This is a genomic window from Paraburkholderia hayleyella (assembly GCF_009455685.1).
GTDB classification, from domain to species: domain Bacteria; phylum Pseudomonadota; class Gammaproteobacteria; order Burkholderiales; family Burkholderiaceae; genus Paraburkholderia; species Paraburkholderia hayleyella.
In genome coordinates this window covers 1312585-1335567 of sequence record NZ_QPES01000001.1, presented here as the reverse complement: position 1 = coordinate 1335567, position 22983 = coordinate 1312585, and the positions used below count along the sequence as shown (strand labels likewise).

The 22983-nt window shown below is 61.4% G+C and carries 24 protein-coding genes; 11 read left to right on the top strand and 13 right to left on the bottom strand.

Annotated elements, in window-relative coordinates; genetic code table 11:
• Positions 1–26: 26 nt before the first annotated feature.
• The 5 genes from GH657_RS06110 to GH657_RS06090 form a co-directional block, all read right to left on the bottom strand.
• Complete coding sequence (locus GH657_RS06110) at positions 27–1358, bottom strand: sulfate adenylyltransferase subunit 1 (protein ID WP_153099880.1); 1332 nt, start codon at positions 1356–1358, stop codon at positions 27–29.
• A gap of 25 nt (positions 1359–1383) precedes the next feature.
• On the bottom strand, positions 1384–2346 hold the full coding sequence (gene cysD, locus GH657_RS06105) for a sulfate adenylyltransferase subunit CysD (protein WP_153101658.1): 963 nt from the start codon (positions 2344–2346) through the stop codon (positions 1384–1386).
• A gap of 194 nt (positions 2347–2540) precedes the next feature.
• The gene (locus tag GH657_RS06100; protein WP_153099879.1) at positions 2541–3281 is read right to left on the bottom strand and encodes a phosphoadenylyl-sulfate reductase; all 741 of its coding nucleotides are present in this window, start codon (positions 3279–3281) and stop codon (positions 2541–2543) included.
• Entirely contained in the window at positions 3278–3802 is a 525-nt protein-coding gene (locus GH657_RS06095; protein WP_153099878.1) for a DUF934 domain-containing protein, read from the bottom strand. The genes GH657_RS06100 and GH657_RS06095 overlap by 4 nt, the downstream gene beginning before the upstream one ends.
• Positions 3803–3879: 77 nt before the next feature.
• Positions 3880–5568, bottom strand: coding sequence for a nitrite/sulfite reductase (locus GH657_RS06090; protein WP_153099877.1), 1689 nt, complete (start codon positions 5566–5568; stop codon positions 3880–3882).
• Between the two features lie 253 nt (positions 5569–5821).
• Here GH657_RS06090 and GH657_RS06085 point away from each other — a divergent pair, with 253 nt between their 5' ends.
• The 6 genes from GH657_RS06085 to GH657_RS06060 all read left to right on the top strand — a co-directional run bounded on the left by GH657_RS06085 (position 5822) and on the right by GH657_RS06060 (position 10538).
• The gene (locus GH657_RS06085) at positions 5822–6763 is read left to right on the top strand and encodes a CysB family HTH-type transcriptional regulator (protein ID WP_153099876.1); all 942 of its coding nucleotides are present in this window, start codon (positions 5822–5824) and stop codon (positions 6761–6763) included.
• 64 nt (positions 6764–6827) lie between these two features.
• Positions 6828–7085: a hypothetical protein gene (locus tag GH657_RS06080; RefSeq protein ID WP_153099875.1), complete on the top strand. Its 258-nt coding sequence runs from the start codon at positions 6828–6830 to the stop codon at positions 7083–7085.
• A 115-nt stretch (positions 7086–7200) separates the two neighbouring features.
• The gene (locus GH657_RS06075; protein ID WP_153099874.1) at positions 7201–7860 is read left to right on the top strand and encodes a protein-L-isoaspartate O-methyltransferase family protein; all 660 of its coding nucleotides are present in this window, start codon (positions 7201–7203) and stop codon (positions 7858–7860) included.
• A gap of 64 nt (positions 7861–7924) precedes the next feature.
• On the top strand, positions 7925–8248 hold the full coding sequence (locus GH657_RS06070; RefSeq protein ID WP_153099873.1) for a rhodanese-like domain-containing protein: 324 nt from the start codon (positions 7925–7927) through the stop codon (positions 8246–8248).
• Positions 8249–8451: 203 nt separating this feature from the next.
• Positions 8452–8922 carry a DUF2844 domain-containing protein gene (locus tag GH657_RS06065; protein ID WP_153099872.1) on the top strand — a complete coding sequence of 157 codons (471 nt, stop codon included), beginning with the start codon at positions 8452–8454 and terminating at the stop codon, positions 8920–8922.
• 44 nt (positions 8923–8966) lie between these two features.
• Entirely contained in the window at positions 8967–10538 is a 1572-nt protein-coding gene (locus tag GH657_RS06060; RefSeq protein ID WP_153099871.1) for a DUF3443 family protein, read from the top strand.
• A gap of 121 nt (positions 10539–10659) precedes the next feature.
• On the opposite strand, the gene waaA is transcribed toward GH657_RS06060, so the two are convergent.
• The 4 genes from waaA to GH657_RS06040 all read right to left on the bottom strand — a co-directional run bounded on the left by waaA (position 10660) and on the right by GH657_RS06040 (position 15484).
• Positions 10660–11949, bottom strand: coding sequence for a lipid IV(A) 3-deoxy-D-manno-octulosonic acid transferase (gene waaA / locus GH657_RS06055; RefSeq protein ID WP_153099870.1), 1290 nt, complete (start codon positions 11947–11949; stop codon positions 10660–10662).
• A gap of 121 nt (positions 11950–12070) precedes the next feature.
• A complete protein-coding gene (gene kdoO / locus GH657_RS06050; protein WP_153099869.1) occupies positions 12071–12955 on the bottom strand; it encodes a Kdo hydroxylase KdoO in 885 nt (294 codons plus the stop codon).
• Positions 12956–13053: 98 nt separating this feature from the next.
• A complete protein-coding gene (gene waaC / locus GH657_RS06045; RefSeq protein ID WP_153099868.1) occupies positions 13054–14067 on the bottom strand; it encodes a lipopolysaccharide heptosyltransferase I in 1014 nt (337 codons plus the stop codon).
• A 22-nt stretch (positions 14068–14089) separates the two neighbouring features.
• Positions 14090–15484 (bottom strand): phosphomannomutase/phosphoglucomutase, encoded by a 1395-nt coding sequence (locus GH657_RS06040; protein ID WP_153099867.1) that lies wholly within the window; start codon positions 15482–15484, stop codon positions 14090–14092.
• A 327-nt stretch (positions 15485–15811) separates the two neighbouring features.
• Here GH657_RS06040 and GH657_RS06035 point away from each other — a divergent pair, with 327 nt between their 5' ends.
• Genes GH657_RS06035 through GH657_RS06015 form a run of 5 tightly spaced genes read left to right on the top strand, consistent with a single transcriptional unit; the run spans position 15812 to position 21333 of the window.
• Complete coding sequence (locus GH657_RS06035; RefSeq protein ID WP_153099866.1) at positions 15812–17074, top strand: lipopolysaccharide biosynthesis protein; 1263 nt, start codon at positions 15812–15814, stop codon at positions 17072–17074.
• Between the two features lie 32 nt (positions 17075–17106).
• Positions 17107–17937 carry a glycosyltransferase gene (locus tag GH657_RS06030; RefSeq protein ID WP_246174123.1) on the top strand — a complete coding sequence of 277 codons (831 nt, stop codon included), beginning with the start codon at positions 17107–17109 and terminating at the stop codon, positions 17935–17937.
• 52 nt (positions 17938–17989) lie between these two features.
• Positions 17990–19153, top strand: a complete 1164-nt coding sequence (locus GH657_RS06025; protein WP_153099864.1) for a glycosyltransferase family 4 protein — start codon at positions 17990–17992, stop codon at positions 19151–19153.
• A 20-nt stretch (positions 19154–19173) separates the two neighbouring features.
• The gene (gene galE, locus GH657_RS06020; RefSeq protein WP_153101657.1) at positions 19174–20202 is read left to right on the top strand and encodes a UDP-glucose 4-epimerase GalE; all 1029 of its coding nucleotides are present in this window, start codon (positions 19174–19176) and stop codon (positions 20200–20202) included.
• Between the two features lie 27 nt (positions 20203–20229).
• Positions 20230–21333: an MraY family glycosyltransferase gene (locus GH657_RS06015; protein WP_153099863.1), complete on the top strand. Its 1104-nt coding sequence runs from the start codon at positions 20230–20232 to the stop codon at positions 21331–21333.
• 103 nt (positions 21334–21436) lie between these two features.
• Here GH657_RS06015 and GH657_RS06010 read toward each other — a convergent pair whose 3' ends face one another.
• From GH657_RS06010 to vapB, 4 genes are all read right to left on the bottom strand, one after another.
• Entirely contained in the window at positions 21437–21826 is a 390-nt protein-coding gene (locus GH657_RS06010) for a type II toxin-antitoxin system VapC family toxin (protein WP_153099862.1), read from the bottom strand.
• Positions 21823–22092 (bottom strand): type II toxin-antitoxin system Phd/YefM family antitoxin, encoded by a 270-nt coding sequence (locus GH657_RS06005; protein ID WP_153099861.1) that lies wholly within the window; start codon positions 22090–22092, stop codon positions 21823–21825. The genes GH657_RS06010 and GH657_RS06005 overlap by 4 nt, the downstream gene beginning before the upstream one ends.
• A 101-nt stretch (positions 22093–22193) precedes the next feature.
• On the bottom strand, positions 22194–22619 hold the full coding sequence (locus GH657_RS06000) for a PIN domain-containing protein (RefSeq protein ID WP_153099860.1): 426 nt from the start codon (positions 22617–22619) through the stop codon (positions 22194–22196).
• Positions 22616–22879: a type II toxin-antitoxin system VapB family antitoxin gene (gene vapB / locus GH657_RS05995; RefSeq protein WP_153099859.1), complete on the bottom strand. Its 264-nt coding sequence runs from the start codon at positions 22877–22879 to the stop codon at positions 22616–22618. The genes GH657_RS06000 and vapB overlap by 4 nt, the downstream gene beginning before the upstream one ends.
• Between the last annotated feature and the right edge of the window lie 104 nt (positions 22880–22983).

The following is a 22983-nucleotide window of genomic DNA, read 5'->3' as shown; positions in this document are numbered from 1 at the left end:
AGTGCGCGTTCTGCCGCTCATGCCGCTCAAGCGGCATACGCCCGGATCATGCCCGCGGCAACCGTATGATGCGTGGCTTCGTCGATCAGGACGAAGGCGCCAGTAGCCGGATGCGAATCGTAGGCGTCGCACACCAGCGGCTTTTGCACGGTCAGCGCAACGCGGCCAATGTCGTTCATCGTGAGTTCATGGCGGTCGGTCGCTTGCAGCAACGTCTGCACATCGAGCACCTGGCGAATCGCGCCAATCCGCGCGAACACCGTGTGGGTGGTTTGCTTCAGCAGATATTTGCGTTGCGTCGAAAGCGGCGTTTCGTCGAACCAGCACAGATCGGCTTCGAGTTTCTTCGCGGGCGTGGGAGCGTCGGTGGACAGCACAAACGTGTCGCCGCGCGAGACATCGATGTCTTCGGCCAGCCGCAAGGTCACGGTCTGCCCGGCAAACGCGCGCTCCACCTGGGCGGTGCCGCCTGGCACGGGGGCGATGATCTCGGCGATGGTCGCGGCACGGTTTGCGGGCAGCACGACAACCGCATCGCCCCGCTTCACTTCGCCCGCTTCGATGCGGCCCATGTAGCCACGAAAATCATCGGCCTGGCTGCCGTCCTGACGCGCGACCCATTGCACCGGAAAGCGCAGCGCCTGACCGGTTGGCAACTCAACAGGCAGCGCTTCCAGCACATCGAGCAAAGGCTCGCCCGCATACCACGGCATGCGTTCGCTGGCCCTGACGATGTTGTCGCCCTTCAGGGCCGAGACGGGCACGAAACGCACCCCAGTCAGCCCGAGCTGACTGGCCAGCGCGACATACGCTTCACGGATTTCATTGAAGCGCGCTTCGCTGTAATCGACCAGATCCATCTTGTTGACCGCGACGATCACATGCTGCAAGCCGAGCAGCTTGACGATCGCGCTATGACGCCGGGTTTGCGGCAGTAATCGCGCGGTGCCCCCTGCATCGTGGGCATCGTGCTCGTGAGTGATACGCGTGGCGTCAATCAGAATGATTGCAGCGTGCGCGGTCGAGGCGCCCGTCACCATGTTGCGGGTGTACTGCTCGTGGCCGGGGGTGTCGGCAATGATGAACTTGCGCCGCGCGGTAGCGAAGTAGCGATAGGCGACGTCGATCGTAATGCCTTGCTCGCGCTCCGCTTCAAGACCATCGGTCAGCAACGAAAGATCAATTTCATCGCCAACGGTGCGTTTGTTTTTGGCCCGTGACAGCGCCGATAACTGATCCGACAACACGGCCTTGCTGTCATACAGCAGGCGGCCGATCAGCGTGCTTTTACCGTCATCGACGCTGCCCGCCGTAATAAAGCGCAGCACGCCGAGGTCTTCAGGTTGATCGATGTTCATGATGAATAATTCCTCGGATGACGGTCTAGAAATAACCTTGTTTCTTGCGCTGTTCCATCGCGGCTTCGGAGGTCTGATCGTCCATCCGGGTCGCGCCGCGCTCGGTGATTTCGGTCACGGCGGTTTCGGCGATGATCTTCTCGACGTCGTCGGCATCGCTGGCGACGGGGCAAGTGCAGCTAATGTCGCCGACGGTGCGAAACCGCACTAACGCGGTTTCGCTGGTTTCGCCATCGCGCAACGGTGTAAGCGGCGTGACCGGCACGAGCAGGCCATTGCGACGCACGATTTCGCGCTGATGCGCGTAGTAGATAGAGGGCAACTCAAGCTGCTCACGGGCGATGTATTGCCAGATATCGAGCTCAGTCCAGTTGGAAATGGGAAACACGCGCAGGTGTTCACCCTGATGCAAGCGGGCGTTGTACAGGCTCCAGAGTTCTGGACGCTGGGCCTTGGGGTCCCACTGGCCAAACTCATCGCGGAACGAGAAGATGCGCTCTTTAGCCCGCGCTTTTTCTTCGTCGCGGCGTGCGCCGCCAATCAGTGCGGTATAGCCGTGTTCAGCGATGGTTTCGAGCAGCGTGACGGCCTGCGCGGCGTTACGCGAATCAGTGGCGCGGCGCAAGCGCACGGTGCCGCGCCGGATCGACTCCTCGACATGGCCCACGACAAGTTGCGCGCCGATTTGCGCGGCACGCCGGTCACGGAAATCAATCACTTCGCTGTAGTTGTGACCGGTGTCGATATGCACCAGCGGAAACGGCAGCGTGGTTTTGCGTTGTGCGCCCAGGCCAAATGCCTTGAGCGCGAGATGCAGCACCACCACGGAATCTTTACCGCCTGAAAACAGCAACGCCGGGCGGCTGCATTCGGCAACGAGTTCGCGCAGGATGTGAATCGACTCCGCTTCGAGCCAGTCGAGGTGGTCCATGCGGCTGGAGGCGCTGGCGTGCGGCGCGGGGGCAGTGCGAGCGAGATCAGGAATCATGGCAGTCAGGGAATCGGGCACGGCAGTCATGGTCGGGGCCTTTCAAAGTTCGGTAGGGTCGCTAGCGGCGGTGGCATGGCGACGTAAAACGGATGTCCTGGAATCCTGGAAATGAGGTGTTACAAACGTTCTCAAGCACGTTCTCAAGCACGTCCTCAAACGTCATGAGTGGCACCCGGCGGAAGAATTCGTGATCAATGAGCCGTGCCTTGTGCCGGCAGCGCACTGGCGACATGCAAACCACATTCCTTCGTATCGCGGTTTTCCCACCACCAGCGTCCCGCGCGGCTGTCTTCGCCGGGGCGAATCGCCCGGGTGCAGGGTTCGCAGCCAATGCTGGGATAGCCGCGCGCGTGCAGCGGATTCACCGGCACCGCGAAGGCCTTCAGATAGGCCCACACTTGCGCCTCGTTCCAATCGGCCAGCGGATTGAACTTGACGATATCGCGTGCGGCGTCGTGCTCCTCTTCATGCAGCTCGGTGCGCGTCACCGACTGCTCGCGGCGCTGCCCGGTCACCCAGGCACTGACGCCGGCGAGCGCCCGGTTCAGGGGTTCGACCTTGCGGATTTCGCAGCACTGGCGCCGCAAGTCGACGCTTTCGTAAAACGCATTCAGTCCATGAAGCCGCACGTATTCATCCACGGCAGCGGCTTGCGGATGCCACTGCTCAATCTCATAGCCATAGCGCTCGCGTACCCGATCGAACATGCCGAGCGTCTCGGCATGCAGACGCCCGGTATTGAGCGAAAAAATGCCGATGCGCACGCCGCGCGAGAGGATCGCATGCGTCAGCAGCATGTCTTCGGCGGCGAGGCTGCTAGCGAGCTTCACGCGGGCATGGCGTGCGGCAATCGAATCGAGCAGCGCATCCAGCCGCTCGACCTTCGCTTCGAGCCCGGCGGGCAACGTCGTGTCGAGGGTCGCGGCGCTCATGATGCAAGGGCCGCACGGCGGCGAAAAAGCGGCTCAGGTTGATCGACCGCACCCTGGTACTGCACGGTGAATTCGTCGAAGGCTTTCAGCGCATCATGTAAATCCTTGTCGGCGCGCACGGCAAAGGCATCGAAGCCGCAACGCGCGAGATAGCCCAATTGATCGCGCAACACATCGCCGATCGCGCGCAGCTCGCCCTGATAGCCATAACGCTCGCGCAACAAACGCGCAATGCTATAGCCGCGGCCATCGCGGAACACCGGAAAATCAACGGCGATGAGCGCGATGTGGGCGAAATCGGCCACGATCTCAGCGGGTTCGCTATCGGGGCTGAGCCACACGCCGAGTTCCGCGGCAGGCCGGGCGCTCAATGCTTCGCGCTCGGCCTGCCATAACGCCAGCGGCAGCAGAAGCGGCCCGCCAGGCAACGCGGCAACAGCAGGCAGGGTGCCGTCTTCGGCTGGGCGCACGACGCTCCAGCCATCGTCCACGATCATGCGGTTTTTAATGATCAAAGCCATTTGGCGGGTTCCTTGTTTCATCCTGGTCCCAAGCGGGAAATCCGGCCTGCCCGGGCCTGTGGGCCTGTGGGCCTATATCAGGCATGTGCGGCATGTACGGGCTGGCGCATGGCGTACACGCGCTCCTTGAAGGGCGCCATGCCGATGCGGTTATAGGTGTCGATAAAGCGTTCGCCATCCTGACGATGGGCGACAAACGTATCAATCACCCTGGAAACCACGTCGGGCATTTCGTCAGCGGAGAACGACGGACCCATCACCCGGCCCAGTTGCGCGCCCTCCGCGCCACTGCCCTGCTCGCCGCCGAGCGTCACCTGATACCACTCCGAGCCATCCTTATCGACCCCTAACACGCCAATGTTGCCGACGTGATGATGGCCGCAGGCGTTGATGCAGCCGGAGATGTTCAGCGACAGGTCACCCAGGTCATGAACGTAATCGAGATCGCTGAAACGCTGCTGGAGCGCGAGCGCAATCGGGATCGATTTGGCGTTGGCCAGTGAGCAAAAATCGCCGCCAGGGCAAGCGATGATGTCTGTCAGCAAGCCGATGTTCGGGGCGGCGAAACCCACGGCCCGGGCTTTTTCCCACAAGGCGAACAGATCGCGTTTTTGCACGTTGGCGAGAATCAGGTTTTGCTCGTGCGACACGCGAATCTCACCGAGCGAATACGCATCGGCCCAATCCGCGACGGCGTCCATCTGGCTATCGGTGGCATCTCCCGGCGCGATGGTCGGGGACTTCAGCGACAGCGTCACCGAGGCATAACCCGGCACCCGGTGCGGCCGGACATTGCGCTCCACCCAGCGGGCAAACGCGCGGTTTTCGAGCAAATGACTTTCGAAGGAGGCATCGGTATCCGGCAGCTTCGCGTACTGCGGCGGCTCGAAATAACGCGCGACGCGGCTCACCTCGGCTTGCGTAAGCGTGGCGGGGCCGTCTTTCAGGTGCTGCCATTCCGCTTCGACTTGCTGGGCGAATTTTTCAGGCGAAAGCGCCTTCACCAGAATCTTGATCCGTGCCTTGTAAATGTTGTCGCGCCGGCCGTAGCGGTTATAGACCCGCAACACGGCTTCGCAATAGCTCAGCAGATGCTGCCAGGGTAAATCTTCACGGATGATCGCGCCCACGATCGGCGTGCGTCCGAGGCCCCCTCCGGCCAGAATGCTGGCCACGATCTCGCCCTGCGCGTTTTTCTTCAGGTACACGCCCAGGTCGTGTACCTGCACGGCGGCGCGGTCCTCGCGCGAGCCCGATACGGCCACCTTGAACTTGCGTGGCAGCCAGGCGAACTCGGGGTGAAACGTCGACCACTGGCGCAAGATTTCAGCCCATGGCCGCGGATCGACGATCTCATCGGGGGCAACGCCGGCGAACTGGTCAGCGGTGATGTTGCGAATGCAGTTGCCTGAAGTCTGGATGCCGTGCATTTGCACCGAAGCGAGCTTAGCCAGGATATCAGGGGTGTCTTCGAGACGGATCCAGTTGTACTGGATGTTCGAGCGAGTGGAAAAGTGGCCATAGCCGCGATCGTAATCGCGGGCGATCTGCGCCAGCATGCGTAACTGGTCCGAGCGCAGGTTGCCATAGGGGATAGCGATGCGATGCATGTAGGCGTGCCGCTGCATGTACAGGCCGTTTTGCAGGCGCAGCGGACGAAATTCTTCTTCGTCCAGCTCGCCCGACAGCCGCCGCCGGACCTGATCCCGGTATTGCGCCACGCGTTCATCAACGATGGTCTGATCGTACTGGTCGTATTGGTACATTTTGGGGACCCTAAAAGTGGCAGAACAAGGCACAACACAAGGGCCCGACACAGGGGCGCCGCAATACAAGGAACACAACATAGGGCGTAACAGCGGCGCGATGAAGTAAGCAAAACCTTCTGACCCCTTCTTCAACCGCGCTCGCTAATGACAGATGCAGCTATGCATATTGGAAAACGTGGATAAATCGTAATAAACTCGCTTTATATTTCAAACGACTAAAAAATTCTTTTTATATGCAACAGGGTTATAAATGAATCTGCACCAGTTTCGCTTTGTGCGCGAGGCCGTCCGGCAAAACTTCAACCTCACCGAAGCCGCCAAGGCCTTGTTTACCAGCCAGCCCGGCGTATCGAAGGCGATCATCGAACTGGAAGATGAGCTTGGCGTCGAAATTTTCACGCGCCATGGCAAACGGGTGCGCTCGCTGACCGAGCCGGGCCGGATCATTCTGGCTTCGGTCGAAAAAATCCTGCAGGAAGTCGAGAGCCTCAAGCGCGTGGGCAAAGACTTCGCCGCGCAAGACCAGGGCAACCTGGTCATCGCGGCGACGCACACCCAGGCGCGCTATGCGTTACCTGCCGCCATCGCCGAATTCAAAAAACGTTTTCCGAAAGTGCATCTGTCGATCCTGCAAGGCAACCCGACCCAGGTCGCGGAAATGGTGCTTCATGACCAGGCTGATCTGGCCATCGCCACCGAATCCCTGGCGGATTACAAGGATCTGGTGTCGTTGCCCTGTTTCCAGTGGCGCCATATCGCGGTGGTGCAGCCAGAGCACCCGTTGCTGGAGCGCAAGCAGTTGTCGCTCGATGATCTGGCGCAATATCCCCTGATTACCTACGGCAATGCCTTCGCCGGACGCAGCAAGATCGACGAAGCCTTCCGCCTGCGCGGGCTCACGCCGGATATCGTGCTTGAAGCAATCGACGCTGACGTGATCAAAACCTATGTCGAACTCGGGCTCGGGGTCGGCATTATGGCTGATCTTGCGTTCAGCGCCGAACGCGATCGCCAGTTACGCGCGATGCCCGTCGGCCACCTGTTCGGCAGCAATGTCACGCGGGTCGCGCTCAAGCAGGGTGCCTACCTGCGCAGCTATGTGTATACGCTGGTCGAGCTGCTCTCGCCGAGCCTGAACCGCAAGCTGATCGAGCACGCGCTCAAGGGCGGACAAGAAACCTACGAGCTATGACGGGCTTCGCGCCTGGCCATGAACGCCCTCTCCTCCCTCCCGACTTGAACCCTCGCTCCTAACCATGCGGACTACACGCGCCATTCACGCCGTCGAACGGCTCAAAACCCGTAGCGGGCATCCTTATTACGCTGCGGTCAGCCTGCCAGGCGGGATGTTTTATCTCACCGACAAAGCCGCGCCGGCAGGGAAACCTCTTTCTGCAGCGCTCGCCCTTGACGAATTCGTCAAGTTTGTCGATGCCTTCGGCCCGCAACAGCCGCGCCGCGCCAGCAAGCTCGATCTCGCCTTCGAAGCGCAGATCAAAAACAGCAAAAGCTGAAAGCGCCATAACAGGCATGAATCATGCGCGCTGGGCGTTTGATACAATCGCTCCAGTTTTTCCTCCCAGACCTTCGCCGTCCCTCACGGGCAGCCTTTACACCGTCGAACCCATCATGAATATCGAGCAAGCGCGTTTCAACATGATCGAACAGCAAATCCGTCCATGGGATGTGCTCGACCTGGACGTGCTGAACCTGCTGTCCATCGTCAAACGTGAAAATTTCGTCCCTGAGGCTTACCGCGATCTGGCTTTTGCCGATTTCGAAATCCCCTTGCCGTGCGGCCAGAACATGCTGCACCCCCGGGTTGAAGCGCGCGTGTTGCAAGCACTCGCGGTCAAAAAACACGAAAACGTGCTGGAAATCGGCACGGGCTCGGGTTATATGGCGGCACTGCTGGCGCATCGGGCACAGCATGTGCTTTCGATCGAAATTGAAGCGGAACTGGTCGCCTACGCCCGCGCCCGGCTCGCGGCCAATGGCGTGCAAAACGCTGACGTCATTTGCGGCGACGGTGCCCGCGGCTGGGACAAGGACAAGGCGGCACCCTACGACGTGATCTGCTTCTCCGGCAGCGTGCCGATGCTGCCGTCCGGCCTGCTTGAACAGCTCAAACCCGGTGGGCGCCTGGCCGTGTTCGTGGGCACCGCCCCGGTGCTGGAAGCGCAAATCATCACGCGTCTCGGCGAACAGCAGTTCCACACCACGGATCTTTTCGAGACGATGGTCACGCCGCTCGTCAACGCGGAACAACCTTCGCGCTTCAAGTTCTGAGCCGGGCCTCGCGTTTGCCCAATCTCCGCCGAACCCCTGCCCCCTGAATCAACCAGACCTGCCGATGCAAAACCTGTCCGCCCCCGCGCTGGCCGCCTGGCTTGCCGATGCGTCACGCGCGGCCCCCGTGCTGCTCGACGTCCGCGAGCCATGGGAAATCGAAACCGCCAAAATCACGGGTAGCCAGACGATTCCCATGCGCGATATTCCCGCGCGCTACGCCGAGCTCGATGACGATGCGCCACTCGTCTGCATCTGCCACCACGGTGCGCGCAGCGCCCAGGTTGCGCGCTTTCTCGAGGCCAATGGTCACGCTGAAGTCTTCAATCTCGAAGGCGGCATTCATGCGTGGTCCCAGCTTGTCGACCCTGCCGTTCCCACGTATTGATCCCACTCACGCCTGCGCCTTGCAGGCGTTCAACGCTTTCCCTCCTTTCGGTCTTCCCGGGCGGGCGGCATGTAATAGCATGAATTACATGCCAATAACTATGCCGAATTCCAGTAAAACACTGGATACATTCAGAAACGTCCTAAATTAATCACCCAGTGTCCTCTGGCACCATGCTCCGACTTGACTTAGGAGCATGTTTGATGAAAATGATCCACGTCGCAGCAACCGTTGCGATGCTTCTCCCCCTTGCTGCTCATGCAACGCTAGGCGCAGCCCCTAGCGAAATTCCGCACTCAACGTCAACGCTCAAACAGCACCCGGCAGCCAAACAGCTCTCGGCGGCACAGGCCGTTGCCCCCAACGCGGCTTACTCCGTACGGCAATCGCAAACATCCGAGGGTGTCACCATCCGCGAATACGTCCTGCCTGACAACATCGTGTTTGCGCTCACCTGGAACGGCCCCATCCGGCCTGACATGACGCAGCTTCTGGGGAGCTATTTCCCCAATTTTGCCCAGGCAAGCCAAGCTGCAGCGCCCGGCCTCGGGCCGTTAGTCGGGGGTGCCGGCGACCTCAAGATCGAATCGTTCGCTCATCCAGGCAGTGCATCCGGCAGAGCTTACCTGCCCAAGCTCGTACCTGCCGGTGTCAATGTCTACGATCTGCCGTGACGCTATTTCCGCGCTATTCCCGTTGAGTGACAAAAATACAAACCATGAAGACTTTTACTTTTAATCAAGCGCTTTGCTGCACTGTACTGGCAGCCAGTACAGTTCTGTCCGCCTGTGGCGGCGGTGGTGGTGGCCAGGATGACAAATCCTGGGTCGCGCCTCCTTCGGTTAACAAGCCCTCCAAACCTGCCGACAAAGGCACGACCGGTGGTGGCAGTGGCACAACGGGCGGCGGTAGCGGAACCACCGGTGGCGGTGGCGGCACAACGGGCGGCGGTGGCGGAACCACCGGCGGCGGCAGTGGCACAACGGGTGGCGGTGGCGGAACCACCGGCGGTGGTGGCGGCACAACGGGCGGCGGTAGCGGAACCACCGGCGGTGGTGGCGGCACAACGGGCGGCGGTGGCGGAACCACCGGCGGTGGCGGCGGCACAACGGGCGGCGATAGCGGAACCACCGGCGGTGGCGGCGGCACAACGGGCGGCGATAGCGGAACCACTGGCGGTGGCGGCGGCACAACGGGCGGCGATAGTGGAGCGAAAGTCGGCAGCAATACGATTCCGATCCTCGTCAAAGAGTTCTCCGCAACGAGCAACAACGTAAATCAGCCATTTGTGACCGTCACCATCTGTCCACCAGGCTCAAAAGATCCCGCCCAGTGCGCGACCATTGACCGCATGGTGCTCGATACCGGTTCAATCGGTGTCCGCGTGCTCAATAGCGCCATCCCGGCAAACTTGCGGGCGCAGTTTACCGCGCTCAATGCTTCAGGCACTTCATCACCACTTACTGAATGTTCGACGTTTGGTTCGGGGTACATATGGGGCCCGATAGCACTAGCCGATGTCCTCATGGGCGATAAAAAAGCCCCCGCCATTCCCATCCAGATTGGCGGCGATCCTAATTTCCCCTCCCTTGATGTCTGCGCACAACGCGGAGGCAAAAACATGGGTACCCCAGAAGCGCTTGATGCGAACGGGCTCGTCGGGATTGGTTTCAGCAAAGTCGACACGTCCGTTGGCTACTACAGTTGCCCAACGGCGACCTCCTGCACGCCGGCAAGCGTCGGCCCCGGCACTCAAGTCACTCACCCTGTGATGGCGTTCGACAGCGATAACAATGGCACTATCATCCGCTTGCCTGATGTACCTGCAGAAGGCGCCCCCACCGTCACGGGAGAACTCATATTCGGCATCGGGACACGCACGAACAATCAAATGCCCGCGAGTGTCTCGATCGTGCCGGTAAACACATTTGGATGGACTACGGTTACGTACGGCGGTATTGCCAGAAACGGCATGTTCGATAGCGGAACCAATTCGATGATGTTTTACGACGGCTCCATCCCTATCAGTGCCACGAACTGGTACATCCCTCCCAAAACACTAAGTCTCACGGCGCTGGTAACGCTCAATGACGGCAGCCAGAAATCCATACCGTTCTCAATAACGAGCCTGGATCAGGTCTGGACCGCCAAGAACCATGCGTACAACAATATTGGCACGCGAGGTTCACAGCACATGTGGGGCCTACCGTTCTTCTTCGGACGAAGCGTTTATAGCGCCGTGCAAGGCGCCACTGTCGGTACGCAAGCGGGGCCATTCACAGCGTTTTAAACCAGCCTGTCTGATTCATCCATGCGGGGGTTGTGAACCGTGTTAACCGAAGAGGGGGCCGATGCCTGATGGCATCGGCCCCCTCTTCCTCTTCACGCTTCACCTCCATTTCACTCGGCCATTACGGCAGCAAGGTCAGCAGCACCTCAACCGTGCGTGCCGTCGCCCCCCGATGCCGTGCGGCAAATGCCGCTGCCGCCGCACCCATCGCGGTACGTTGCGGCTTGTCGCTGAACAGCGTCTGCAGGGTACGCGCCAGTTCAGCCGCGTCTTGCACCTGAAGCACCGCGCCCGCCGCCACGGCATCCGCTGTCGCCTGGGTGAAATTAAACACATGGGGCCCAATCAGCACCGGCACGCCGACGGCACAGGCCTCGATCAGATTTTGTCCGCCAAACGGCAACAGGCTGCCGCCGATAAACGCAATATCCGCCGCCGCGTAATACGCGCCCAGCTCACCCATCGAATCGCCAAGCCAGACCTGGACATCTTCATCCAGCTTCTCAGCCGTCCCGGCGACAGCGCCGTCCACCGCCCATGACGAACGGCGTTCGCAACGCAACCGATGACGCGCCACCAATGCCGCCACCTCGGCAAAACGTTGCGGATGACGCGGCACCAGAATCAGCAGCGCCCGCGCGACATTCAGCGCCGCAAACGCTTGCAGCACCTGTTCCTCCTCGCCTTCACGGGTGCTCGCCGCCACCCACACGGGCCGCGCGCCAAAGGCCGCGCGCCAGGCATGACCCTGCGCCACCTGTTCCGCGGGCGTGTTCATGTCGAACTTGAGATTGCCGAGCACCGTGACATTGCGCGCCCCGAGCGCCAGCAGACGCTCGGCATCGGCGGGGCTTTGCGCCAGCACGCGGGAAAAGCCGCCAAAGACTTCCCGTGTGGCCGCGCCAAAACGCGAGGCACGCCGGAATGAACGCGCCGACATACGGGCATTGGTCAGCACGAGTGGCACACCCCGACGCTGGCATTCTTCGATGAGCGTCGGCCAGACTTCAGTTTCCATGACCAACCCAAGCGTGGGCCGCCAGGCGCGTAAAAAACGCCGCACGGCGTGTGGCACATCGTAGGGCAGATAACTGCGTAGCACGCGCTCGCCGAAAATCTGCTCGCCTGTCGCCCGGCCGCCTGGGGTCATGTGGGTCAGCAGCACCCGTGCGTCAGGGCGTGCTTGCAGCAGCGCCTCGATCAGCGGCTGGGCAGCCCGCGTCTCGCCCACCGAAACGGCATGCACCCAGATCAACGGCGCATGGTCATCGAGCGGCCGCCCCGCGGTGCAGCCAAAACGCTCGGCGATATGCTCGCGGTAACCCCGCTCCTGACGTGAGCGCAACAGCAGGCGCGTCACCGCGGCTGGCGCCGCCAGCCACCAGAGCGCGCGATACAAGGTTCTTAGCATGACGTTCGCGCCCTCTGCTTGCTTCGCACTCGCTCATGCCGCTCTCGAACCCGCTGCACTATCGTATCCACGCTCGCGCTCATGCCTGTCATCGCACTCACCATCCCACTCACCATCGCACTCACACCAGGGCCCGGCCCTGCAGCCGTTGCAAAATGCCTAGCGGAGCGCATTCTGGCTGGACCATCGCTCGCACCGGCAGAAAAAAAGTTTGCTCAAGCATGAACTGGCCCGACATCACGGCGTGCGATGCCTGATCCGAAAAGCAAATCCATACACTGCCAGGCGGAAACGGCATCGTCTGCTGCGGCGAGTTTTTCTGATAATCCTGATCGGCTTTCATGCTGTCGTGCAGCTTCAGCATCAGATGGTCATACGCGCTGCGTCGGGTTTTCGTCACATGCAACAGCTTGAGCAGCCAGGCCGCGCCAGGCAGTTGTGGCCGGATATGAGGCAAAAAGCGCCGCGCCATGTCTTCAAAGGGCTCGCCAACGCGCCACACGCGCGGCATGCCCTGCGGATTCACGTTGGTGAACACGCGCAAGATACGTTCGCCGTAATTGGGCCGCGACGGAAAGGCATCGACATGCAAACGGCTATCGTCCTTGCGCCATGAGGTCTGGCGCGTTTCAACCTGATGCAGCCGCAGGCTGGTGGGTGCCACGCGCAAGGCGCCGCTGTACTCCGGAAAAAGACCGTCGACAAGCGAGCGCGCATTCACCTGATAACGTGTAATCAGCGCACGCACCGCCGAGCGCTGCACGGCGTCGCCCAGCACACCATGCAGCGCCCCTCCATTGGGTTCCAGGCTGATGTTCTTGCGTGCCGGGTCCGCCAGCGCGGGGTCGAGCAAGGCGGACTCACCGCCTTCGACAGCAAAACGCAAATGCGGGAAATACAGCACCTTGCCGCGCTCGACACTCTCCAGCAGCGTTTCGCGCGGCAATGCCAGGTCGTGCCCGCTCCAGTCGGCGGACGTGACTTCGATAATCTGGGATTGGTTCATGGTGGTCTGTGAAAACAAATGGGCCACTGCTGCCTCAACCGGGCGGTGGCAGATGACGCGCAGGGCATGACAGCGCCTGCGCTTAAGGGCTTACAGGCTTACGTGCTGCGTGAGAGCAGGCCGAAACCGGCTAGTGCGGACTTCACCTGTTGCAACGTGGGGGGGTGCCCCGTGGTGCCGAGATTGACGATATTGGTCGACCAGTAGCCTCCGGTGCGCCACGCAGTCTCGAAATTGTACAGTTCGACCGTTGGCCGCTTAAGCGCTGCGGCGATATGAACCAGCCCGGTGTCGACGCCGACCGTGGCCGCTGCGCCATCAAGCAATCCCACCACCGCGGGCAGCGTCAAGGAAGGCGGCACGATCGCCGCCGCGCCGAGCGCCTGGGCGAGACGCTCGCTGGTTGCGCGCTCCGCGGCGCTGCCCCACGGCAGCACAAGCGACGCGCCCCGCTGTACCAGCGCCTCGCCCAGTTCGATCCACGCGGCTTCGGGCCATTGCTTGTCCGCACGTGAGGTGGCATGCACGAACACCACATACGGCACCGGCAAATTCAGCCCGGCTTGCGCGAGCGCCTCTGCGGCGCGCGGCACATTCAGGCCGAAATCAATGAGGTCAGTGGGCTGGGGCGGCGGCTCGTTCAACGCGGCCGCCACCAGTTGCCGCGTGCGCTCGACGACATGCGTATGCGGCGCGATCGGCACACGCCGGTCATAAAAAAAACGCACGGGCCATTCGAAACCTGCGCCTTCGGTCCGGTTCGCCAGCCCCACCAGTTGGCCACGCGCCATGCGCGCCAGCCACGCGGTTTTAATCAGGCCTTGGCAATCGATCACCAGATCGTAGTTTTCCGCCACTAGCGCCTGGCGAAACGCCCGCACTTCGCGCCAGTTGGCCGGTGACAGCAGCCGCTTGCGCCAGCGCCGCAGCGAAACCGGCAGCGCCCGGTGCACCCCGGCCACCAGTTGCACGAGGCTCACGAAGTTTTCTTCGACGAGCCAGTCGATCTGGGCCTCGGGATATTTGCGCCGAATGTCGGCGATCACCGGCATGTTGTGGACGACGTCACCCAGCGATGACACGCGGACAATCAAAATTTTTTGTACGTTCACGAAAGCAGCGCCCGCTAATACGTTAAAACGGCAGTTGGGCAGCCGGCATTTGCGCCAGAATGGCCCGGCGGAAATCATCCTGAATCCGTTCCAGCGCCGCCTGGGTATCGGCTTCGAAGCGCATCACGATAACCGGCGTGGTATTCGACGAACGGGCAAGGCCAAAACCGTCGGCGTATTCGACGCGCAAGCCATCGATGGTCACCACCTGAGCCGCGTCGGGAAACTGGGCGTGTTGCCGCAAGCGCTCGATCAGCGCAACGTTCTCACCTTCTTCGAGCTTGAGCTGCAATTCAGGTGTCGACAGCGAATCCGGCAGCGCATTGAGCACCTGGCTGGGGTCAGCCACGCGCGTGAGAATTTCGAGCAAACGCGCACCGGTGTACAAGCCATCGTCAAAGCCATACCAGCGGTCTTTAAAGAACACGTGGCCGCTCATCTCGCCCGCCAGTGGCGCGCCGGTTTCGCGCAGCTTGGCTTTGACCAGCGAATGCCCCGTCTTCCACATCAGCGGCTCGCCGCCTTTGGCGCGGATCCAGGGCGCGAGATTGCGCGTGCATTTCACGTCATAGATGATCTGCGCGCCCGGATTGCGCGCCAGCACGTCCTCGGCAAACAGCATCAACTGACGGTCGGGATAGATGATCTGTCCATCCTTGGTCACCACGCCGAGACGGTCGCCGTCGCCGTCAAAGGCAAAACCGATTTCAGCATCGGTTTGCTGCAACGTGCGAATCACGTCTTGCAGATTTTCCGGGTGTGCCGGGTCGGGATGGTGATTCGGAAAGGTACCGTCGATCTCGGTGAACAGCTCGACCAGTTCGCACCCCAGCGCCCTGAACAGGCGCGGCGCGAGGCCGCCCGCGACACCATTGCCGGTATCGACCACGATCTTGAGCGGGCGGGCCAGTTTGATATCGCCGACAATGCGCGCGAGGTATTCGGGCGCCACGTCATATTCGACATAACGACCGCTACCGCTGGCAAAACGTCCGGCAACGATGCGCTGATAAAGCGCCTGAATCTGTTCGCCATAAATCGCAGCACCGCGCAGCACCATCTTGAAGCCGTTGTAATCGGGCGGATTATGGCTGCCGGTCACGACAATGCAGGAATCGACGCGGCGCTCGCCATCGGGCAAGGCTAACGGCACGCTCGCCGCGAAATAGCCAACCGGCGTTGGCACCATCCCCACATCCACCACATCGACCCCCACCGAGCGCAAGCCCTGCGCCAGCGCCGTCACCATTTCCGGGCCCGAGAGACGGCCATCGCGCGCCACCACCACGGCATCGCCGCCTTGGGCGCGCACTTCGCTGCCAAAGGCGCAGCCAATCGCATGAGCCGTGGCCGCATCGAGCGTCTTGCCAATCACACCGCGAATGTCATACGCCTTGAAAATGGAAGAGGAGATCATGATGTCGCTCGCTTTTTAACCGTGGAAAGACCGTCGAAACCGGGGCGCCGTGTCATTGGGAAGAGAGGCACAAGAGCCGCACAAGAGCAACACAAGGCCTGTGCGGGACGCGCGCGACGCCACCGCGAACACACGTCAAACACAGGGCTGCTTGAGGGCGGGAAGCCATTCAGTTCCCCCCTATAATTGCGCTTCTTTCGTTTTGAGACGCGCCAGAAAGGCGCCTATTCTAATGCCTCTGCGTGCCCCTCCGATGAAGTTGCTGCCCTGGGCGTCTCCTCGCTTGCACGCCAGCGCGGCGCACACGCCTGGGCGAGCCGCCCTGCCATGCTGAAGCTGATACACCGCAGTCCTCATCCAGACATCGTCCGGGCATTCGCCAACCTCATCTGGCTGGGCCTTGAGCGCTTGACCCAGATCGCCGTGGCCATCGCCATCAGCGGCATGCTCGCGCGCTATTTCGGCCCGGAGGCGTTCGGCAAATGGCAATACGCCAATACCTTGCTGCTCGTGCTGGCGCCCCTCACCTGGGTCTGCGGCGCGGAAATTCTCGTCCCGACCATCGTGCATCGCCAGGCGCCGCTGGGCGTCGTGCTGGGTAGCGCGTTTGCGCTGCGCTTCACGGTTTCCGCCGTGGCGCTGCTACTCACCTGGGGCGGTATTGCCGCGGGGCTCACTGATCCGCTGGTCGGTGCGATGCTCGCGGGGCTCGCGCTGACGATGCTGTTTCGTGAGCCCTTCGTCGGCACAATCAACGCCTGGCTGCAAAGCATGACCTACAGCAAGCCGCAACTGCTGGGCAGCATGGTCATCGCCCTGCTCAAAGCCGGGCTGGTCTATCTGTGCGTGCGCGCCAGCGTGGCGCCGGCACGCTTTGGCTGGCTCTGGGCGCTCGAAGCCGCGCTGCTCGCCGGCGTGCTGCTGGCGTATTACATCGCGCGCCATGGCGGCACGCTCGACTGGCGTCCCGACCGGGCGCTGATGCGCCACTTCGCTAGCGCCGGAAGCGTGTTCTGGCTCGGCCTGATCTGCATGTACCTCTTTCTCAAACTCGACCGGTTGATGCTTGAGCGCACGATCTCGTTCGCCGATCTGGGCCGCTATTCCGCCGCGCAACAGTTGAACGAAAACTGGATCACGCTCGCGCTGATGCTGGCGCAAACGCTCGCGCCCGCTTTCGTCTACCGGGTACACGACGCCTTGCAGCTGCGCCGCAATATTGTGCGGCTCACCGTGCTGACCGCCGGGGTGATGAGCGCTGGCGCGCTCGTGCTCGATCTGCTGGCAGGCGTCATCATTCACCACGTGTTTGGGCCCGATTACGCAGGCGCTAGCGAAATTTTCCGCTGGGCAGTATGGCTCTCGGTACCAGCTGGCATCGAAGCCATCGGTAATCTGGCCGTCCTCAAATACCAGGCTAAATTCGTCTTGCTGGCGAAATGGCTGCTCGCCCTGCTGATCGCGTTCACTGTAAATCAGCTCAGCATTCCGCATTTCGGCGCCTATGGCGCGCTGGTTGGGCTCGCGGCCGGTTATCTGGCGGCGGCGGCGGTCAACTTCTCCTATCTTCGCTATCGGGTGCGCCCATGACGTCCCTTTCCGCTCGCGCACCGGTCACATCCATGACGGCGATGAACACTGAAACTTCGCCACTGGCCGATGTCGCTGTGCTCATGCCCGCCTTCAATGGCCAGGCTGAAGTCGAACGCACCCTCGCATCCTTTAGCGAAAACGCATCGTTCGACGTGCTGCTGGTCGACGATGGCAGCACCCCGCCACTGCAAGCGCCCACACGGCCGGGCATGCGCATCGAAGTGCTGCGGCTGGCGCAAAACGGTGGCATCGAGCGAGCCTTGCAACGAGGCATCGAAGCGCTCGCCGCACGCGGCTACCGCTACGCTGCGCGCATTGATGCGGGCGACCTCGCCGTGCCGCAACGGCTCGCGCAGCAGCGCGCTTATCTCGAGGCCCAGCCGCAGGTGGCAGGGCTCGGCATGTGGGCTCAGGTGGTCACGCCAGCGGGCCAGCCGCTCTTCATGCTGATGCCGCCCACCACGCCCGACGCCATCCGCCGCCTGCGCTTCATGCGGAGTTGCTTCGTGCATCCGTCGATGATGCTGCGCATCGACGCGGTGCTCGCCGTCGGCAATTACCAGGCGCGGTATCGCGCCGCCGAAGATCTCGATTTGTTCTTGCGGCTGATGACGCGTTACGACTGCGCTAATCTGGCGCACACGGGGGTGTATTACGAACTCAACGAAGGCGGCATCAGCGCCACGAAGCGTCGCCGCCAGGTGTGTTCCACCCTGCAGTTGCAACTGCGTTACTTCAATGTCAAGAATCCTTATGACTGGCTCGGCCTGATGAAAAACCTGCTGCATCTGGTCATTCCCTATCGCCTGCTGCGTGGCCTCAAGCGTCGGCTTTTCGCCGCGCGAGGCACGCGCCGCTAACCTGACGCCTGGCGTTTTTCGCCTTCGGCCCTCTCCTTCTTCATGGCTTCGTATGACTTCCACTTCCAAGCCTGCTTCCAGACTTCGCATCAGCCTCGTGTGCAACACCGCATGGGCCATTCACACCTACCGCCACGGCTTGATCCGCACGCTGCTCGCGCGCGGCGTCGAAGTCACGGTGCTCGCGCCACCCGATCGCGCGTTCGAGCCGCTGCGCGCGATGGGTTGCCATTGCATCGCGCTGCCGCTCGCCGCCCAAGGGACCAATCCGCTGGCCGACCTGCGCACGCTGGGCGCGCTATATCGGCGTTACCGCGCGCTCCGGCCGCAGCTTGTGTTCCATTACACCATCAAGCCGAATATCTATGGCTCGATTGCTGCCTGGCTCGCACGCGTGCCATCGGTCGCGGTGACGACCGGGCTCGGTTATGCATTCATCCAGTCCGGGCGCACCGCGCGCTTCGCGCGGCGGCTCTATCGTTTTGCATTTCGGTTTCCGCGCGAAATCTGGTTTCTGAATCAGGATGATCAGGCCACCTTTCTGGCCCAGAAACTGCTCGTGCATCCCGAGCGTGCGCAACTGCTGCATGGCGAAGGGGTCGATCTCGAGCATTTCGCATTTTGCCCACTCCCCCCCTCTGCGCCGCCTGCACCCTTTGTTTTTGTGCTGATCGGGCGCTTGCTCTGGGACAAGGGCGTGGCCGAATACGTCGCTGCCGCGCGCCAGTTGCGCGCGCGCTATCCGCATGCGCGCTTTCAGTTGCTGGGGCCAACGGATGTCGCCAACCCCAGCGCGATTAGCCGGGCCAACGTTGCGACCTGGGAACACGAAGGCGTCATCGATTACCTCGGTGAAGCCGATGATGTGCGGCCCGCGATCACCGCCGCCAGTTGCGTCGTGCTGCCGTCGTACCGTGAAGGCGTGCCCCGCACGCTGCTCGAAGCCGCGGCGATAGGCCGGCCCATCGTCGCTACCGATGTGCCAGGCTGCCGCGATGTCGTCGAGGATGGCGTGAATGGCTTTCTGTGCGCCGCGCGCGATGCCAATAGCCTCGCGGCGGCCCTCACGCGCATACTCGAACTCGATGACGCGGCACGGCAGCAGATGGCCGAGCGCGGCCGGCAAAAAGTCAGCGCCGAGTTCGACGAGCGCGACGTGATTGCCCGCTATCTGGCGCTGATCGAGCGCGTAAGCGCCATCTCACTCCAACCCTGAGACAGGAATCCAGCATGACCATGACAGGCAAGAACCGGGGCACAGTGTTAGTGACAGGCGGCGCGGGCTATATTGGCTCGCATACCTGTGTCGAGCTGCTCGCGGGCGGCTATGAGGTCGTCGTCATCGACAATCTGGTGAATAGCCAGCGCGAAGCACTCAAACGCGTCGAACAGATCAGCGGCAAAAAGCTGACGTTTTATGCCGCCGATGTGCGCGACGAAGCCGCGCTGCGGCACATCTTCGCGCAGCATCCGCTCACGGCGGTGATCCATTTCGCGGCGCTCAAGGCGGTCGGCGATTCGGTCGCCCAGCCGCTCGAGTATTACCGCAACAATCTCGATAGCCTGCTGGTACTGCTCGACGTCATGCGCTCGCAGGCGCTGCGGCATCTGGTGTTTAGCTCGTCGGCCACCGTGTATGGCGTGCCGCAACGCTCACCGATCGATGAATCGTTCCCGCTCAGCGCCACCAACCCTTACGGCCAGACCAAGCTGATGGCCGAGCAGATTCTGCGCGACGTTCAAAGCGCCGATGAGACATGGCGTATCGCCACGCTGCGTTATTTCAATCCGGTCGGCGCGCACGCCAGCGGGCTGATCGGCGAGAACCCGACGGGCGTGCCCAACAATCTGATGCCCTACGTCGCGCAAGTGGCGCTGGGCACGCGGGAGCGGCTGCGTATTTTTGGCGGCGATTACGCCACGCCAGATGGCACGGGTGTACGCGATTACATTCACGTGAGCGATCTGGCGCGCGGACATTTAATCGCGCTCGATGCGCTCACGCAGCGCGATGCGAGCTTCGTCGTCAACCTGGGAACAGGGCGCGGCTACAGCGTGCTCGACGTGGTGCGCGCCTTCGAACAGGCCTCCGGCCGCGCGGTGCCCTACGAGATCGTGGCGCGCCGGCCAGGCGACATCGCCTCATGCTATGCCGACCCCAGCGCCGCGTGGCATCTGCTAGGCTGGCGCGCCACCTGCGATCTCGAACAAATGTGCGCTGACCACTGGCGCTGGCAATCGTCGAATCCACACGGCTTTATATAAACCGCGGTCAATTTTCCGGTCATCTTCATGCTCAGTTTTGCACTTGGCTTCATCGTTTCGCTGACAATCACGCTGCTGATCGTGCGCTACGCACACGTGCATGAAAAATTCTCGACCGATGCGGATCTGGCCGGGGTGCAGAAATTCCACGCGCGCCCTGTGCCGCGTATTGGCGGAGTCGGCATCGTGTTCGGGCTCGTCGTCTCGACGCTCTCCCTGTACGGCACCTATCCCGTGGTCGCGGGCGGTATTCTCGGGCTCAGCGCTTGCGGGCTGCCCGCCTTTGCCTCAGGGCTGAGCGAAGACCTGACCAAGAAAGTCTCGCCGCTCACGCGGCTGCTCTGCACGATGGCGGCAGCGGCCCTCGCCTACTTCATGCTGCAGATCAGCGTCACGCGCATCAGCGTGCCGCCTCTCGACTTCCTGCTGACCTACCCCGTCATTGCGTTCGCCGTGACCGTGCTCGCGGTAGCGGCGCTCGCCAATGCGGTCAATATCATCGACGGCTTTAACGGGCTCGCCGCGATGGTCGCGCTGATGATGTTCGCCTCGCTGGCCTATGTCGCGTTTCAGGTGTCGGACGCAGTCGTGCTGTCCGCCTCGCTCATCATGATGGGTGCGGTGCTGGGATTTTTTATCTGGAATTTTCCGGCCGGGCTGATTTTTCTCGGCGATGGGGGGGCGTACTTTATCGGCTTCATGCTGGCCGAACTCTCGATCCTGCTCGTGATGCGCAATCCGGAAGTTTCGGCCTGGTATCCCGTCTTGCTGTTCATGTATCCGATCTTCGAGACCTGCTTTTCGATTTATCGCAAGAAGTTCGTGCGAGGCATCTCGCCTGGCATACCTGATGGCGTGCATCTGCATATGCTGGTCTACAAGCGGCTGATGCGCTGGGTGGTGGGCTCGCGCACGGCGCGTGAGCTGACGCGGCGCAACTCGCTCACGTCACCGTATTTATGGCTGCTCTGCCTCGTCGCGGTGGTTCCGGCGACACTCTTCTGGCGCCATACGCTGCATCTTTTCTGCTTTGTCGTGGTGTTTGCGCTGACGTATGTGTGGCTTTACCTGAGCATCGTGCGCTTCAGGTCGCCACGCTGGATGGTCGTGCGCCGGAGGGGGAGGTCTTGAGAAGAAGGTTGGGTGAGGAGAAACCGGGCTGTTGCGGGAGCGCGGGTGGCTTCGTCATCGCGCTATCACGTGATTCGTGCGGAGCTGGAGAGAGTTCTAGCCATCAGGCCCGTAACATCAGAGTCGGGTGATAACGCCATACCTTCGGGTCAGCGCTGAGCAACGGCATCCCTTCGTGCAGCGCCTGGGCAATCATCAGGCGATCGAACGGATCAGCGTGATCTACATGGGATGGCAGCAGCGACACAGCCTCCGTATGGTCGCCGGTGATCGGCAGTTCGACGAAACCGGCCAGCCGGAACGCCAAGCGTGCATCTCGAGGATGCACACGCAGATTGCCTTTTGCGTGCTTGATGGTGATTTCCCAGATGGCTGCGACGCTGATCAGCAACGTATTGGCTGAATCCTCGATCAAGCGGGTAGCTTGGGGTGATAGTTGCGGCGCGCCTTCGGCGGCCCACAATGCGATATGCGTGTCGAGCAGCACTCTCACGGCGTTAGCCCCTGCTGTGCGCTTACGTCGAAATCGGCGGCAATCGAGTCGTCACCGGTATTGAACGCCTCGACGCTATCCGGCACCGCAAGGCCAGCGAGCAGATGCCGCGCGGCACCGATGCGGCGAGGCGCCGAAAACGGCACTAGCCGGGCGACCGGCGTACCGTTGCGGGCGATGATAACCTCCGTTTCCTGACCAACCTCGAGCCGCTCGACCAGGCTCGATAGTTTTGACTTCGCATCGTGCATGTTGACTGTGAGCATGCTGCTTCTCCATATTAGCTAATCCAAGTTAGCTAGTATGCGAGGGCAAACCGCAAAATACAAGTAGCTAGCGATGACCCCAAAATCAGGCCAACAAACACTCAATCCGATGCGGCCCAATCCTCAAACCGCAAACCGGTCACACGCGCAAATTCCCGAGTGTTATTCGTCACAAGCACGGCTCCTGCAGCCATCGCATGGCCCGCAATTGCCGAATCATTTCCACCAATAGGCGTCCCGCGTGCGGAAAGGTCACAACGAATCGCGGTGGTGGCATCGACCGCCCTGGCATCCCACGGCAAGATGCCATCCAGTCGCATCACAAATGCCGTCACTAGAATCGAATGCTTCGGCGAAGCTTTTTTCCCAACCGAACCAAAACGCATTTCGGCGTAGGTAATGGCCGAGACAACAACCCGGGATTGCCCGTCTACAGCCGCCTGCAAGCGAGCCAGGACAGCAGACGAGCGCTCACGCATGATGAATGAACAAATGTTGGTGTCCAGCATGTAAAGCTGCTTGCTCATCGGCCAGGCTCGACTTCAACATCGTCAACGCTGGGCAGATTAAAGCGCCCTGCGTCGAGAACATCCGGCCGCTCTCTGAGGAAATCGGGATCGGCCACAGGCTCATTGGAAAACGATGTCCATGTGGGACGAACTGGACGCAGGATCAACGTATCCCCATCCCGACTGATTTCAAGCTCGGCAACACCTTCAAACTCCATATCCTTTGGGATGCGTATCGCCTGGTTTTTTGCATTTTTGAAAATAGATACAGTGCGCATGACATTCTCCTGAATAGTCAACGTTCTTATGCGTCATTCTAAACATAGGTTGGCATATGTCAAACCTGTAGCGACCTGATCTTTAGCGGCCCAACTCCACGAGG